Source organism: Colwellia sp. 5_MG-2023, from assembly GCF_030547795.1.
Taxonomy (GTDB): Bacteria; Pseudomonadota; Gammaproteobacteria; order Enterobacterales; family Alteromonadaceae; genus Colwellia.
Genome location: NZ_JAUOPW010000014.1, coordinates 21,306 through 39,118 on the forward strand (window position 1 = coordinate 21,306; position 17,813 = coordinate 39,118).

A 17,813-nucleotide genomic window follows, 5' to 3' on the forward strand; every position below is an offset into this window, starting at 1 on the left:
GAAGTTAACTTATAAATAATCAACTTCTCTTTTTAACTCACATGGCTCACCCCTTTAAAAAATCAATCTTCTTTAGCAGTTGATTTTTTCTTATTGGCTACTTTCTTTTTTGCTACTTTTTTCTTGGGTTTAGGAATATCTTCAACCCACTCACCATCGATGTACTTTGCAGTCCATCCTGTAGCTTTAGGCTTATCATCAGTTACAATCTCAGTCATAACATACTGCTCTTTCGTTTTACGACTATAACGTACAACTGATAAGTTACCTTCATGATCTTCTGCTGGAGCATCTGCCAAGTAATAAAACTTAGGAGAAATTCTGTCTCTAAAGCGCTTCAACTCAGCAACTTTTGGCGCTCTGGTTTCACGAGACCGAGGAAACGTGTTCGCAGCCAAGAAAATACCCGCAGCACCATCACGCAAGACAAAATGTGCATCAGATTTTTCACACGCAAGTTCAGGTAATTGAACAGGATCTTCTTTTGGCGGCGCGGCCTCTCCGTTTGCCAATAGCTTACGTGTATTTTTACATTCAGCATTAGTGCAATCAAAATACTTACCAAAACGGCCTGACTTCAACTCCATATCAGCTTCACAACGATCACACTCTAATACCGGACCATCATAACCTTTAATTTTAAATGTGCCCTGCTCTACTTCAATACCATCACAAATAGGGTTATTACCACACACATGTAACTTACGGGTCTCATCAATAAGGTAACTATCCATAGCAGTGTTACATTTTTTACAACGATGCATTGCTCGTAACGCTTCTGTTTCTTGATCTTCAGCCAAGACACTAACGGCTTCTTCACCTGGTGTTAAGTTCATTGTAGTGGTACAACGCTCTTTAGGTGGCAAGGCATATCCTGAACAACCTAAAAACACCCCTGTAGATGCAGTTCTAATCCCCATTTTACGGCCACAAGTAGGACAGTCAATATCAGTTAAGACAGGGTTATTATTTGGCATACCACCTTCTTCAGAGTCCATATTAGCTAAAGCTAATTTTTTGCTGAAGTTCTTATAGAATTCATCTAAAACACTTTTCCAATCAAGTTCACCTGCAGCAATAGCATCAAGCTCTTGCTCCATATTCGCGGTAAAGTCATAGCTCATTAATTTTTCAAAACTAATTGACAGGCTATCTGTGATTATTTCACCCATTTTTTCAGCATAAAAACGTTTTTTATCTAAACGTACATAACCACGATCTTGAATGGTTGAAATAATCGATGCATACGTTGATGGTCGACCAATAGAGCGTTTTTCTAATTCTTTAACCAGTGAAGCTTCACCATAACGAGCTGGTGGCTTAGTAAAATGCTGAGTTGGCTCTAAATGATCAAGTGTTAATACCTCACCTACCGCTAAATCAGGTAAGTGTTTATCATCACCTTTAGCAAGTTGAGGGTGAACACGTGTCCAACCGTCAAATTGCATCACACGACCTTTCGCTTTTAAATCAAAATCAGCAGCGCTAATAGTAAGTGTACTAACCGTATAACGTGCCGCTGTCATTTGACAAGCAACAAACTGACGCCAGATTAAATCGTAAAGTTTTTTAGCATCAGCATCAATGCCTTCCATAAAGGCAGATTCAACTTTCACATTCGATGGACGAATCGCTTCATGCGCCTCTTGAGCACCAGCTTTAGAGCCGTATACCTTCGGTTTTTCAGGAAGGTAATTTTCACCAAAACTTTTACTAATAAAAGTACGACACATTTCGACAGCATCTTTACTTAAGTTAGTTGAATCGGTACGCATATAAGTAATGTGACCGGCTTCATATAAACGTTGAGCTAAACCCATGGTACGTTTAACACCATAACCTAATTTAGTACTTGCTGCTTGTTGTAATGTAGAAGTAATAAATGGCGCAGAAGGCATACTCTTTGACGGTTTATCTTCACGTTTACTAACAACATAATTGGCAGGTTTTAACAGCGCTAATGCTTTATCTGTATCTGCTTTATTGGTAGGCTTAAAAGCCTTACCATTTTCGTGAGTAACATCTAAGGTTAATGCTTCTCCCGTGCTAGCGTGTGTATCGGCAATAATATCCCAAAACTCTTTAGGATCGAATGCTTTAATTTCTCTTTCTTTTTCAACAACTAATTTAACAGCAACGGATTGAACACGCCCAGCCGATAATCCTCTAGCGACTTTTTTCCACAATAGAGGGCTAACCATAAAACCAACAACACGATCAAGAAAACGACGTGCTTGCTGCGCGTTAACACCAGGCATACTTAATTCACCGGGTGTTGAAAATGCTTGTTGAATAGAGCTTTCCGTTATTTCATTAAAAACAACTCGACGGAATTTAGCATCATCACCACCAATGAGCTCTTTTAAGTGCCATGCTATCGCCTCTCCCTCGCGATCCAAATCGGTTGCGAGATAGATGGTGTCAGCTTTTTCAGCAAGTTTTTGAAGTTCGGTTACAACTTTTTCTTTACCTGGAAGTATTTGATAATTAGCAGCCCAGTTCTTTTCTGGATCGATTCCCATTCGATTAACTAACGCTAATTTATCACGTTTTGCTTTATATTTAGCTTTTGCTTCCGGTGCCATTTTACGCACTTCTGCAGGTGATTTAGCGGCGACTTTTTTACCCGTACTACTATGAGGTAAATCGCGCACATGACCAACACTCGACTTTACAATAAAGTCTTTACCTAAATATTTATTAATTGTCTTCGCTTTGGCTGGCGACTCGACAATAACAAGTGATTTTGCCATAAAAATTTGTAATCCTGCTTATTCGACAGTTTATCTACACATGAAGATAAATTAATTTTTGTTTTATTATTCATTTATTATTTGAGTTAAAAAGTGCGAGCGTGCCCTTTAACCTCACCCAAACAAAGATAAAAATAGTTTCATTTTAAAAAATATAGTTGCATACCTATTTATACATATATCTATAAATATGCAAATTAACAAGTATTTATTTTTGCACTTACTTACTCGCCTATAACTAAAGGCTGCTTTTGGCTATAATAACCAAAGACGAATACCAACTAATAACATCAAGCTTAATTACACCACTTAATGCCCTTTTGAGCGCAATCATAATCGACTTTGCTAGAAAAAATAAGGGTTAAATTCTAAAAAACTAATTTAAGCTTGTAATTTTCAATAATAAAAACCGCTAACTGAGATAAATATGTCGCAATTACCAGAACAACTAAAAGATAAATTAACACAATGTTTATGCCCGCCTGGTAACGGTGTTTTTACCGTAAATACAGCCAAGGAGCGTAAAGCGCAATTACATCAAACAATCTTCGGTCAAGCCACTGGCATTGATGATTTATGGAAAAGCTCGTTAAATAGGCTTCCTGATGCTTCTAACGCCGTTATTTTAGGTATAGCATCAGATTGTGGCGGTGGAATATTACGTGGTGCCAATTGGGGGCCCTTATTTATTCGTTCGACACTACTTGAAAATTATCCTGACCTGAACACTTTTGATTTAGGTGATGTTCGCGTTATTCCTCACTTACTGTCAGATAAGTATTTAAACGAAGCCACCCTCAGCAATTGTCGTAAAGCTTTGTATCAAAATGTTCAAAGTAACTATTGCGTTAGCCCCTTAAGCATTACTGAAGATGTTCTGCATGATTTTTATGCTGCATTTCCTGAAAAAGGTATTTTTGGTTTAGGAGGGGACCATAGTGTTAGCTACCCTTTAACAAAAACATATTTACAAGCTAAGAAGGAACAAGGTAAGCGTGTTAGCATTATTCATTTTGATGCCCACACAGACTTATTAATAGAACGTTTAGGTATCGATTTATGTTTTGGCTCTTGGTGTACCCATATTTTAAATGACTTACCGGCACCTGAGCATTTAATTCAAATAGGTATTCGTTCAAGTGGTAAACCAAAGTCACATTGGGAAAATACCTTTGGCGTCAAACAACATTGGGCACATGAAATTAAAGAGGTAGGCATAGAGAAGGTTATCAGTAATATTCTTGCGCAATTAGCAGAACAAAATATTGATGAACTTTATGTTAGTTTTGATATTGATGCTATTGACGACAGTTATGCTTCAGCAACAGGAACACCAGAGCCTGACGGATTAATGCCACAAGAAGCCATGCAAATATTACAAGCCATTGCAGAAAAATACCCAATAACAGCTGCTGATATGATGGAAATAGCTCCCTTTACTGATAGTTCAGGGCTGGGCGTAATTAGCCAAGAAAAAACATTAAAAGTAGCGGGGGAAATTTCAGCTTTTTTGATAAATGAAATAAGTAAATAATAGTTATTAATCAGCCTGCCATAGCTTAATTACAGTCAGCGATACTGATTAATAACTGTTACATTAGATAGGATACTACTTTCAAGTAAATGTGCTATTTATCAACCTCTGTCTTAAAGAAGTTAATTAATTATTTTTAAATTGATAAAAAAATCCGATAACAGTGTCCTGATATCGGATTTTCAATTATATAAAAAACTGTTAATGAATTTTTAAATAGTTATCACTTACGCCGCAATGCTCATATGGCGCCTGAACTGTATTAATAGTTAATTAATCGTGATACCTATCCCATTATAAATTGTTGAGCTACCACTAGGTGTGATAACTTCGACAATTAAGCTACCAGATTTAGGCTCTGTTTCACCTTTAATATTGACGCTAAACGTTTCACCGCCATTATGATTATCATTCCCCCAAACAAAACTACTTGGGCCAACAATAGAACCTACTGAAGAACTGAAATTAATCTGTGTACCTGCTGGCATAGGTTGATTATGTAAATCACTGATAGTTATTACAGCCCCACCAACCGATTCGCCATCAATATGTACAATGTCATCATTTAAGTTATAGTCTGGATTCATAATCTCAGCTGTATCTTCATCAGAATCATGATCATACGTTGCTGAAACACCATCCAATGTTGTTTCTCTGGTAAAAAAAGCCTTACTACCAGACATAACCAAAACAATTGAACCTCTGACATTTATTGATTTATCCGTTTCAGAGCAACCAGCATGAGCAGGAATAGCACATAAGACACCATTATATTTATTATCTTTATCTGTAAAAAGGTTATCACTATTAAAATCTGTAAACTCTTCTAATTTACCACTATCATTGACATCACGCCCTTCACTCGGGTTATAAAAACCATCTTCATTATGATCAACAAAAGCTTCTGTTAAATCATAGGAACGACCACTAATGTCCGTGGATAAGAAGGTTGTCATTTCATCAGCATCGAACCGACCATTCCCGTTTAAATCAGGAAAAGATTCTTCACCAATAGCCGTAGCAAGTATCGTAGCTCTACCGCCATACTTTTGTCCTAAGGTATTTAAACGCTCAGATGGGTGAACTCTATCCGCCAAAGTACCATCAATCAAGGTATATGGATCCGAAGTCGTATGTTGTAAAACATGACCTTCTGGTCTCGTATTCTGACTATTCCATACTACGCTACAAGTACCATTCACAGTAACACATGATGGTTCAATTCTCCCCCCTTCGGTGGTAAAGCTAACGGCAGTACCATCTGGAACTGGGTTATTATAAGCATCAGCTAATCGTGCGGTCACAACAACTTCAGTTCCATCAATATTCCAACCTTCTGGGTTAAGTATATCAGCAGATAAACTAAAACTATCTTGATCTGGTATCCCTGTAGAGATCACTAATAAACTAGATTGCGATGCGATTATAGGGTCACTATCATCAATCTCAGCTTTAACTCTCACCGATGTAGCAACAGTCCCCGAATTAACAACCGTTTGTGCAATACCTTCACTATTAGTAGTTGCACTTTCAGGAATTAACTTTATTCCACCAACATTGGAGTTTAAAGAGAAGTTAATAACTTGGTTATTCACTGGGTTACTGTTTGTATCTAATACTCTGAATTTAATTATTGAGCTTTCTGATCCGCCAACAGCACCAGTTCCTAAAATACCAATAACTTCAGGTGAAGATGAAACAAACTCGATACTACCAATATCCGCAGCCTGAACATTAACGACAGCAGTTGCAGATAAATTCATATCACCAACATTAGCAGTCACATCTATTTGATCATCATGAACGCAACCTTTGGCTAAATAGGTACTGGTAGCTACGCCATTAGAAGTAGTTACGGGGGAATTTAACGAAGCAGTTTCCGGCGTCGTACGCGTACAGCGTGAAGAAAAGTCAACTTCCACAGGATCTTTATAAAGATTACCTTGTTCATCAATAATTCTGACTGTCACTACTGTCGTCGCACCTGCTGATATTTGAGATAACCCTAATTCAGCTACTCCATCAGCAAAAGGTTCACCACTTCCTAGACGAACAACAACATCTATTGCGCCTTGATTCTTAAAATAAAATGGTTCACTTTCTTCGCCACTATCAAGGAGAGCTATTATCTGACCTGTACCTGCAGAAACACCAGAGTTTAATGTAATATTAGCGAGACCATTTATATCAGTTGTTGCAGTGCCTTTTTCTGGAGTAAAAAATCCATAGTCTGCATCATCGATTTGAAATAGAACACGTGTGTTGCTTAAAGGCACACCTGCATTCAAAACCGTTGCAGTTAACGTAGAAGGCAGTTCTTCATCAGCGAGAGCTAATGTAATAGTTATGGCATCATTCGAGCCATTACTGCTACCTGCCTCACCATCTACTGAAAACCCCTCATCACCGCCACCACATGCTACTAGTGTAGTTAACGTCATTAATAACAGAGTGAAACTAAAGCGTCGAAGTAACTCCATAAAAGGTATTCCTATTGTCTTTTAATTAATTTACATAAATCATATTAACTGATAAATAACAAAAAAGTACAATTTAATCCCTTAAATTTTCCAAAAAAGCTTAAGCATCAAGCAAGTTAAGAAAAAAATTAAATAATCCAAACGCTAAATTTGCAAAACAGTTTTTAATCCTCTTATTTATTGTTAATCTATTAAGCTAATAATATTAATAATGTATTTACACACTATGACAACTCTCCAAAAAAGCAGTTTAACTACCCGAATAGTTATCGGTATGATTTCAGGTATAGCCCTAGGTTCTTTTTTACAGGTGCTAATGCCTAATGGTGACGACTTAGTTTTCAACTTATATTTATTCGAGTTATCACTTCAAAATTTTCTTGTCGATGGCGTACTTGAAATTATTGGCCAAATATTTATGGCTAGCTTACGCATGCTAGTAGTGCCATTAGTTTTTGTATCACTTGTTTGTGGTGTTTGCTCACTTCAAGATACGACCAAGCTCGGCAGAATAGGCGGTAAAGCGATTGGTTTATACCTAATAACAACGGCAATAGCGATTAGTTTTGCTATTTTCGTTGCTATTATTATAGGCCCAGGAGAAGGCGTAGGTATGACAGCTAATACAAGCTTTAGTAGTCGAGAAGCTCCTTCATTTGCTCAAGTCATTATTCAAATGTTTCCAACCAACCCATTTGAAGCGTTTGCACAAGGAAAAATGCTACAAATTATCATTTTCGCCTTACTTTTTGGTATTGCTATTGCTTTATCTGGTAAGGCAGGTGAACGAATAGCGAGTTTATTTGAAGACTTAAGCGAAGTTATAATGCGCTTAGTAGCAATACTAATGAATCTTGCGCCTTACGGTGTATTTGCATTATTAGCGACGTTATTTACTACGGTTTCACTTGAAACCTTTGGTAATTTAATCGTTTATTTCTTAGTTGTATTGTTTGTATTAATTGGTCATGCCGTAATTACCTACCCCTTAATACTCAAACTAATGACAGGTTTAAACCCTATTATTTTCTTAAAGAAAATGCGTGATGCTACTATCTTTGCTTTTTCTACAGCGAGTTCTAACGCGACCATTCCCGTAACTCTAGAAACAGCAACAAAAAAGATGGGAGTGAAGAATTCAATTGCTTCATTTACAGTACCTTTAGGTGCAACTATTAATATGGACGGTACAGCAATTATGCAAGGTGTTGCTACTGTATTTATTGCACAAGTATTTAGTCAAGATTTGACCTTAGCAGATTATGTAACTGTAGTATTAACAGCAACACTTGCCTCTATTGGTACTGCTGGTGTTCCTGGTGTAGGTTTAATTATGTTAGCTATGGTACTAGAACAAGTCGGTCTACCGGTTGAAGGTATTGCTTTAATTATTGGTGTTGATCGCCTATTAGATATGACGAGAACAGCGGTTAATGTCACTGGGGATAGCATGGTAAGTATTATTGTCGCAAAATCAGAAGGACAATTTGATAATGATATGTATTTGGATGAAAAGGCTGGCAGTAAGATTGAAGATATCGATTTCCATCATTTGAAAGACTAAGTCTTAGCAGTTTTAAGTAAGCTGCATACTTTACTACACTATAAATACCTTCTATATGCTATTATCAGCAGCAATATAGAAGGTTATATAGTGGGTATTTTAAACGACCTAAACAAATATGATTTAAGTAAACATAAGTTAGATAAACCTTAGCAAGCCTTTCTAAGGTTTATCATTTATTTTTAGCCAGGAAAGATACGGTTTTTCTGCATTAACTTACCTAATATACCGTCAACAGAAAGTGACGCGGCTTTAGAAAACTTTTCTGCTAAACCTTTCTTAACTTCATACTTAATTGCAACAATTTTATGACTTTTACTTAAGTTTTGTAAATAATCATCACTTGTCTGAATACTATCAACTAAACCTAACGCTAATGCCGTTGTACCAAACCAATGTTCACCCGTGGCAACTTTAGCTAAATCTAAACTTGGTCTGTGTGCGCTAACAAAATCTTTAAACAGTACATGAGTTTCTTCAAGCTCTTCAATAAATTTTTCCTTACCTTTTTCGGTATTTTCACCAAACATTGTAACGGTACGCTTAAATTCACCCGCAGTGAATTGTTCAAAATCAATATCATTTTTCTTTAATAACTTATTAAAATTAGGTAATTGAGCAATAACCCCAATAGAGCCAAGAATAGCAAAAGGTGCTGCAATGATATTATTTGCAACACAAGCCATCATATAACCACCCGACGCAGCGACTTTATCAACAGACACTGTTAAAGGTATTTCATGTTGGCGAATTCGGTCTAACTGTGATGAGGCTAAACCATAGCCATGAACCATGCCGCCGCCACTTTCTAATCGAACAAAAACTTCATCATCTTTCGTAGCTACAGACAAAATAGCAGAAACTTCCTCACGTAAAGAGCTGACTTCTTTAGCGTCTATGCTGCCTTTAAAGTCAAGCACAAACACTTTGGGCTTACTCTTAGTTTCAGTTTCATCATCTGATTTTTCCTTTTGCTTAGCTAATGCTTTATCAGCCTTAGCTTTTTCTTTTGCTAATTTTTTATCCTTTTTTTCTTTCTGTTTTAACTCTTCGTCATTTAATAAAGCATGAACAATTTCCTGTTCAACTTCTTCAAATTGTTCAGACAAGTCGGTAATTTCTAACTCACCCTTTTTATGTTTATGCTTAATAGCTGAAGCTGTAGCTAACACAACAATAGCAACAACAGCGATGACAAAAGTTATTGTTTTAGCTAAAAACAAACCATATTCGTATAAAAATTCCAAGCTTATCTCCTGAGCGTTTTACGCTATTTTAAATTTTTCAAATCAAGGTGTTATATGGGGATAAAAAAAATAAAAAAAAGCCCTTAGTCTTGACCAAGAGCTATATTTCAAATCACATACCTAATTAGAACTAATATTTATTTCACTAATAATATTCGCACTAATATCTTCTTCGCTAAACAGTAATGGTCTTAAAGCTGTGGTTTCTGAATATAACCTATTCTGATCATCGACATGTACAGAGTCAGTATTTGATGACTGAGAATAGCTAAGTAACCCACGAGCACTTGGCCCATTATCTGTAAAATTAACAACAAACATCCAGCTTGAACCATAATTTATATGATACCCTTCTGTTGTTAACCCTGAAGGGAGCGGCTGTGCTGTTTCTATATCAACAACCGCTGGATATTGATGTATTGGCATTAAGGTATCATCAGATTGAGCTGAAGAAAACACATTAAACCCACCTTCCTGATGCATACTGCCTGCCCATGAAAATTTAGTTCCACTCGCATTACCACTTGCCATCGTTTTCTCGGTAAACTGTATATCACCTATCATTGCACCTAATGTTAAACCTGAGGCTTCCACGTTTTTAATTGCTGCAGCCAGTGACTTTAACGCTGAGCCGTCATTAACTAAGGTATTAGGTGTTGTGCTTGCTAAATCAGGATCAAACGGAACTGAAAATTGACTTGTACTATTAAATTTAAAAGAAAATTCTCTAAATAAGTGTGCACCACTACTCTCTTTATTAAAGCGTTTATCCCAATTAGCCAAAACTGAACAACCAGCAGAAACATCAACGGTAATACCGTTATCTAAGACCACTAATGTATTACCTTGTGCCTGACATTGTGCGACTAAATCATCAACCACTGCTTCTGCTAAATAAGCACGATTATTTAATAGCGCTTCCTCAACTTCTTGAGCGGAAAACTTATTATCCTCACCAGAGCTGTCTGCTAACATTTTCAACCCCATACGAGTCCTTAATGATAGGGGACTAAAATCATCGCCATATAAAATTGAAGCGCCCGATAACGGCGTTGTTGGATTGGTAAACCAATAAGGATCATTGGAGTTTTGGACATAGTCGGTATTTAACAGTTGTGGTGCTTGCTCATAACTATTCAATCCATTAGGTTCAAACAATGCAGTATTGCCCGGAAGAATATCAAAACCAACCGATTGACGTGTTCCTACTAATACAGGGTCTGTTCGCATTAAATCAAGGGCGGTATCATTTAAATTTAATACACGGGATTTATCTATATAAAAAGCATTTCCCTGATCATCTGCATACATAGTATTCACCCAAGGAATACCATCAAAATCTTTAAACGCCTGTTGAAACTCGTCAAGGTTAGTCGCTAAATTCATGGCTAACCAATGATCAATCATATCAGTATTTTCTTTAGCAGCATCTCGTAACGTAAAAGCATTACTCTCTGTCCACTCCATACCATTATTTGGCGGCGTCTCAATAATTAAACCATGATGTGAGTAATAGTAATCTTTAGATAAAATGACCGACTGCCCACCGCCAGCGGCTACTTCAACAAAGTAAGTTTTCTTTTCTATATCACGACTTTCGCCATCCATATTATATTGTTGCTTATTGTCACCTTCTAAGCTTAATTGATAAACAACAAACCGACGTGACTTAGAAACAGTATGTGTCCACCCTAAATTTTGGTTAAAGCCAATATTTTGAATAGGAAAGCCTTGCAGAGCGCCGCCCATAACATCCATAACGCCAGGAATAGTAATATGTGATTGATAGAATCGTAAGTGACCTGTGTGTGGAAAATGTGGATTAGCCAGAAGTATACCTTTGCCATTTTCTGTTTTATCTTTGCCTATTCCCCAGCCATTCGATCCTAAATCTCCCAAATCTATATTTGTATTACCAAATGTAGAGGATACCGATGCAACATTAGCAATGATTTCATTTGCATAGCCAATTGACGATTGTTCAGATGCACCTTTTGTTCTAGCACCAACATAAGGTAGATATTCAGTTGCACTATTTGGATTCGCTAAAAAGGCAAGTTGCATAAACGTTGAGTTAGCGCCACTCGCATATTGAGAAGTTGCAAATAAATAAGCGGTTAAGTCTATCGGTGTAATAGCTGTCACCCAAGATGCTCCTGCACAAAAAGGCGCTAAATTCTCATTCCCCGTTTCTTCTATATATTTATTGTAACCGGCCACATACCCCTCAATTGTTGCACGGGTATTTTCTGACAAGCTTGGGTATAATTCTTTTGCTGAGTTCATTACACCTAATGCATGATGGCCAAAGTCAGAAATAATATTACCAGAATCACCTGAGCCTAAAACTTTATCAGGACCAAAATATTTAGCACGTTCACTACGTACTTTCAGTATTTGATCTGCCAAAATACAAGCATTATCTTGTGCATAAGCGTAACCCGAACCGAAAGCAACACTTTGTAAATTATCACCTGTAATATGAGGTACGCCATAGCTAGTGCGCCGTATATTAGCGCTTAGTGTTCCATCTTCATCAAAAGCCACCAAACTTGGAGACACTACAGGTGGCTCTACCGGTGCTGGCAACTCAGTGTTTTTATCATTATCACTGCCACAGGCGCTTAAGCCAAAGAGTATAGCCAAACTTAAGAAACATCCGTTTTTATTAATCATTTTATATCCCCGATTATTTATTATTGTCACACTAAGACTAACATTAATAAAAACAAAATCATCAGAGGATTAAGGTTAAATAACTATCAAACTTAATACTTTAATTACTATTTAGCATATGACTATCCAATTTTATACATGCTCTTTTTAAGTAAAAAAAAGCCTTTAGTTGTAAAACTAAAGGCTTTTGACAATTTAATGTCCCATTCTGATATGTGTTAGCAGTTATTTAACAACAGCATCATTTTGCACTGAAATAAGATGTCCGTTACTACTAAAGAAATTAGCCACTTGGCTTTGCATCTCTGTGGTGGCTGCACTAGTCATAGCTGCATCAGGGGCCTCACCTCTTGATCCTGGTGTAGGATCTAAGATCGAACCATGATGACCAAATAAGTAACGTACAGCACCAGATATTGATGAGTCTGCATCCTGAGTTGTTTCCGAAACACCTGGTAAGCCTAATAAAGCAATAGCACCTTCGGTACCAGCGAAAGGAGCTGTTGATACAGTATTAGGAATAACTTGGTCGCTTAAATTGTCACTACCATTACCAACAACTTCAATTAAGTGTGTTGGCGTATCGGTAGCAACCATCATAGCGGCATAGTTAGCTGGGTCACCAGCATCAACCACTGTCTGTGCAGCAAAAGCAAATTGCGTAAAAGTACCATTTAATTCGGCTTGTTGCTCAGACGTAAGTAAGGCATAAAAGGCTCTGTAATAACCAACTAACTCAGTCTCTGAAGGTGCTGTTTCACTCAGGTGAGCCTGTGCAACATAACCTTGGAACGCTTCTGATGCTGAATAAGCTAAGTTTGATTTAATTACGTCCCCAAAAGCGCCTGACTCCATTAAGAAGTTAGCTACCATGATACCTGGCATTGCAAGGCTATTTGTTTGAACAGCAAATAATGGATCAACTTGTGGATCAAGAGAAGTATTCGCTAATGCGATAAAATTCATCCCCGTAATTGCACCTAAAGAATGACCTAGAAAATGTACATTAGAGCTATCAATATTAATTGAATTACCTTCTGTATGAGTCCCACCCAAAAAATTCAAACCTAATCGTAAGCCCATTAAGTCAGAGGTTGATTGGCGTAAGTTATCGCGGGTAGTCAATAAACTAGCTAAGTTCATATAATGTGTAGCAGATACCGTTGAAGCATTGATATCGTCTACACCATCAGGTGTTCCTGCAGGTCCAGTTATATCAAATCCTCGACTACCATGTAATGGATGATCGATAGCTACAGTTGAAAAACCATAAACTGAAAGAAGACCAGTAACTGCTAGCATATCTTCTTTTTTAGAAGTTATACCATGTTGCAGAATAACCACTGGCCAACCATTTTCAGGCTCAGCTAAATTAGCTGGTAAACCTAAGCCTTCTCGAACCGCATTAGCAACATTTACATCTGGCGTTGTCATTTGTACAACAAGCGACATCTCTGTATTAGCTTTAGGTACTGGACTATATTTAGTTAGGTTACGTTCTGTATCAATACCTAAATCACGAAGCCCTGGCGCTGCCAACCCTTGAGCTTGAGAAATAGCCATACAAGTTCCATCTGATACACTCGTCGCATCAGCAGGAATTACTTCAGGGTTACTTACTGCAAGACCAGCTAACATAGCGCCAGAGTCACATAAAGACTTCCACCAATCATTAATAGGTGCCATTGGGTTTTCAGCTGAAGGAATACCTAAATAATAAGGTAGTGTAATATTACCTTGCATAAAATTAGCAGCTGAATATAAAGGCACTAGAGTGTCAGGTATTTTTCCTACTAATATATCAGCAACTGTCATACCAGTATCTTGTACGCCGATAGTAGGTACTCCTTGCATCGCATTCGCGACCATAGCTGGAACATTATTAGCCATTAACGCTTTAGTTGTAGAAAGTACATCAACTGTCGACTGCGTAGTAAATGCCATGGTATAGATAAGTGAATCTTTATCAGCACCTGCCGCAACAACTGCAGCTTCGTAGCTATTAATAACGGCCTGTAAACCTTTTTGTGCATCAGTAGCTAGTGGGTGAGTGGTAATATTTTGACGAACTGATTCATAGGTTGTAGAGCCTGAAATAGCCTTACCATTATTATCTTGTAGATTGTTTGTTAATGCTAACACATAGCCTGTTTTAGCTTTAAAAGGCTTTAACGGGATAACAGCAACACTATTGCCTGATGCCTGAGTAATAAAATCAATACCAAAAGTTAATTCACCAACAACGGTACAAGCAGCACCACGAGGAACTTCTTCACACCCAGTATCACCTCCCATTAAGGTTTCATATATTTTTACAGATGCAGCGCTAAAAGCAGAGTTGCTATCAAGTGATGTACCTTCAGGAAAATCAATAGCAAGTACAAATGGGTTCGTTGTCGACCAACCATCTAAAGTGCTTAAAGCAAAAAATGGATCTGAAGAATCAGTAGGATCACTCACAGGTAGATTTAATGAGCCATCTTGACTACCTTGAAATAGTAAATCATTAGGTACTGATAAAACGCCTCCTGCAGGGTCAAAGACAATTCTTGCCGGTGCCACAATAGGTGCACCATTTTCAACCGCATCTTGTTTTACATCTTCAACGGTTTCACTATCACAGCCACTTAAACCAAGTGCGCTGATTATAGCTAAACTAAGAACTAATTTTTTCATTTTTATCTCCCCAATGCTTATTTTATTTCTATTATTTTTTAATAAGTATATGCTATTTGTTATAGTCGTTTACCTCAGATTACAAAGTAAACGTCAAATTAACTAATTAGACCAGTTAATAAACTTAACGCAAGCGCTGACAATGTGCCAGTTGTTTTTCTATTTTAATTGATTTATTTCTCGTTATTAGAAATAAACCTAAGTAAAATGCCTATTATACAAATTAAAAGTCATTAATACCTAAACTCGGATAAGAAATGTTTGAATATACTATTATAGATAAAAGTTTAGAAAATAAAATAATACTCATCACCGGTGCAGGTGCAGGTATAGGTAAAGAGGCAGCAATAACTTACGCGAAACTCGGTGCTACAGTTATTTTACTTGGAAAAACAGTAAGTAAACTTGAAGCAGTTTATGATGAAATAATCGCATTGGGCTTAGCTGAACCAGCAATTATTCCGTTAGATTTAAAAGGAGCAACTAAGCAAAACTATATTGATATGGCAGCGACAATTGCCAATCAATTCGGTCGATTAGACGGCGCATTACTGAATGCTTCTATATTGGGAGAGTTAACACCTTTTACTCAAATACATGAGCAGATATTTAACGATGTGATGAAAGTCAATGTCAATGCTCAATACCTATTAGCACAAGCATTAATTCCAACGTTAAAGCTAGCACCCACCGCCTCGTTAATATTTACTTCTTCAGGCGTTGGCAACCAAGGTCGCGCATACTGGGGTGCATACAGCATATCTAAATTTGCTACCGAAGGGATGATGCAAGTAATTGCCGATGAGTATGAGAATTCAACTTTACGCACCAATGCAATTAACCCTGGAGCGACAAATACGGGAATGCGCACTAGCGCTTACCCCGCAGAAGATAAAGACAAATTAGCAACAGCAAAGGATATTATGCCGCTTTATGTTTATTTGATGTCAGATGACAGTATTGCGGTGAATGGAAAAACCATAAAAGCACAATAAACTAATTAAATCACAACTATTGTCTAGGAAAGTATTCTGATGAATACTTTCCTTAAACTAATCAGTTACAAATTACCTTAACTCTCTTCTTAATATTTTACCCACATTAGTTTTAGGTAATTCATCCCTAAATTCTACTAGTTTAGGTACCTTGTAATTGGTTAAATTTTCACGACAGTGCTTAATTATTGTTGCTTCATCTAAACCTTTTTGCTTAGCCACAACAAATATTTTTACCATTTCACCGCTAGCTTCATTAGGTATTCCGATAGCCGCAGCTTCAGCAACTCCTTCATGCATCATTACTACTTCTTCAATTTCATTAGGGAAAACATTAAAACCAGAAACAATAATCATATCTTTCTTACGATCGACTATTTTAAAATAACCATGCTCATCCATATAAGCAATATCACCTGTTGCTAACCAGCCATCTTTTAAAATTTCAGCTGTTGCCTCATCACGATTATAATACCCCTTCATCACCTGAGGTCCTTTTACCCACATTTCGCCGGCTTCTCCTAAGGCAGCTTCACTACCATCATCTAACATAATTTTAATATCAGTTGATGGTGCCGGCAAACCTATGGTGCCATTATAATGTTCTTGGTTATAAGGACTTAGGGACACCATTGGCGCACATTCTGTTAAACCATAACCTTCTAACAGTCGAGAGCCTGTCACTTTTTCCCAACGTTCAGCCACAGGCCTTTGAACAGCCATACCGCCACCCAAAGACATTTTAAGAGTTGAAAAGTCGATATCTTTAAAGCCTGGTGTATTTAATAAACCATTAAACAATGTATTCACGCCAGTTATTGCAGAGAACGGATATTTACCTAACTCTTTAATAAACGCAGGCATATCTCGTGGATTAGTAATAAGTAGATTCGTGCCGCCTAAGGTGATAAAAGTTAAGCAATTCGCTGTCAATGCGAAGATATGATATAGCGGCAACGCAGTTACAACTAATTCTTTTCCTTCTTCAAGCAGCGGTTTTATTGCGGCTTTAGCTTGCTCTAAATTAGCAACCATATTGCGATGCGTTAACATAGCACCTTTTGATAAGCCAGTTGTTCCACCGGTATATTGCAGAAAAGCCAAATCATCACCGCAAAGCTCAACAGGAGTAAAGTCTAATTTTCTCCCTTTAGCTAAAGTAGTATTAAAAGGTACCGCATGAGGTAAGTTAAAAGCAGGCACCATTTTTTTAACATACTTTACAACCGCATTAACAACCTTACCTTTTACAAAACCAAGGCGATCACCTAAAGATGTCATAATGACATGTTTAACCGGCGTTTTATCTATAATATGTTCAAGTGTTTGTGCAAAATTTTCAATAATTAACATTGCTTTAGAATCAGAGTCTTTAAGCTGATGCTCTAATTCACGTGCTGTGTACAAAGGATTGACATTAACTACTGTTAAACCGGCCAGTAGAGCACCAAATAAAGCAATCGGGTACTGCAAAGTGTTAGGCACCATAATGGCAAATTTATCACCTTTAACCAGCCCAAGATCTCTTTGTAAATAAGCCGCAAAAGCAGTTGCTTGCTCTGCTAATTCAGCATACGTTATTTCTACTCCCATATTAATGAAAGCAGCCTTGTTACTATACTGACTAGTATACTTATTAAACATTGCCACTAATGAAGGATATTTATCTGGATTTATTTCAAACGGGACTCCAGGGGGGTAACTTTTTTCTAGCCAGATTCTTTCCACAATATCTTCCTCATATATTTTTTTAGCAACGACTTAATAGTGTAGCTTATTGTTTGTATATATCACTTCATCAATGGTGAAGCTTTAATTAGCAAACAGTTTTATCAAATTTCAACTGATACTACCAGTTAAATTTAAACACTTGTTTGAATTATTAACA

At 37.2% G+C, this 17,813-nt stretch carries 9 protein-coding genes; 3 read left to right on the plus strand and 6 right to left on the minus strand.

Annotation, left to right across the window (positions count from 1 at the left end):
* Positions 1 to 62: 62 nt before the first annotated feature.
* Positions 63 to 2,753, minus strand: a complete 2,691-nt coding sequence (gene topA / locus Q4496_RS10775; RefSeq protein ID WP_215973717.1) for a type I DNA topoisomerase — start codon at positions 2,751 to 2,753, stop codon at positions 63 to 65.
* Between the two features lie 427 nt (positions 2,754 to 3,180).
* Between topA and Q4496_RS10780 the strand changes: the two genes are divergently transcribed.
* Entirely contained in the window at positions 3,181 to 4,287 is a 1,107-nt protein-coding gene (locus Q4496_RS10780) for an arginase family protein (protein WP_215973716.1), read from the plus strand.
* A gap of 269 nt (positions 4,288 to 4,556) precedes the next feature.
* On the opposite strand, the gene Q4496_RS10785 is transcribed toward Q4496_RS10780, so the two are convergent.
* Complete coding sequence (locus Q4496_RS10785; RefSeq protein WP_303610436.1) at positions 4,557 to 6,767, minus strand: hypothetical protein; 2,211 nt, start codon at positions 6,765 to 6,767, stop codon at positions 4,557 to 4,559.
* Between the two features lie 226 nt (positions 6,768 to 6,993).
* On the opposite strand from Q4496_RS10785, the gene Q4496_RS10790 reads away from it, so the two are divergent.
* Entirely contained in the window at positions 6,994 to 8,331 is a 1,338-nt protein-coding gene (locus Q4496_RS10790; RefSeq protein ID WP_215973714.1) for a dicarboxylate/amino acid:cation symporter, read from the plus strand.
* A 182-nt stretch (positions 8,332 to 8,513) separates the two neighbouring features.
* Here Q4496_RS10790 and sohB read toward each other — a convergent pair whose 3' ends face one another.
* The 3 genes from sohB to Q4496_RS10805 form a co-directional block, all read right to left on the minus strand.
* Positions 8,514 to 9,578 (minus strand): protease SohB, encoded by a 1,065-nt coding sequence (gene sohB, locus Q4496_RS10795; protein ID WP_215973713.1) that lies wholly within the window; start codon positions 9,576 to 9,578, stop codon positions 8,514 to 8,516.
* A 120-nt stretch (positions 9,579 to 9,698) separates the two neighbouring features.
* Positions 9,699 to 12,254 carry an acylase gene (locus Q4496_RS10800; RefSeq protein ID WP_303610437.1) on the minus strand — a complete coding sequence of 852 codons (2,556 nt, stop codon included), beginning with the start codon at positions 12,252 to 12,254 and terminating at the stop codon, positions 9,699 to 9,701.
* 225 nt (positions 12,255 to 12,479) lie between these two features.
* The gene (locus tag Q4496_RS10805) at positions 12,480 to 14,930 is read right to left on the minus strand and encodes a VolA/Pla-1 family phospholipase (protein ID WP_215973711.1); all 2,451 of its coding nucleotides are present in this window, start codon (positions 14,928 to 14,930) and stop codon (positions 12,480 to 12,482) included.
* A 257-nt stretch (positions 14,931 to 15,187) separates the two neighbouring features.
* Here Q4496_RS10805 and Q4496_RS10810 point away from each other — a divergent pair, with 257 nt between their 5' ends.
* Positions 15,188 to 15,925, plus strand: coding sequence for a YciK family oxidoreductase (locus Q4496_RS10810; protein ID WP_215973710.1), 738 nt, complete (start codon positions 15,188 to 15,190; stop codon positions 15,923 to 15,925).
* A 72-nt stretch (positions 15,926 to 15,997) separates the two neighbouring features.
* On the opposite strand, the gene fadD is transcribed toward Q4496_RS10810, so the two are convergent.
* Positions 15,998 to 17,653 (minus strand): long-chain-fatty-acid--CoA ligase FadD, encoded by a 1,656-nt coding sequence (gene fadD / locus Q4496_RS10815; protein WP_215973709.1) that lies wholly within the window; start codon positions 17,651 to 17,653, stop codon positions 15,998 to 16,000.
* Between the last annotated feature and the right edge of the window lie 160 nt (positions 17,654 to 17,813).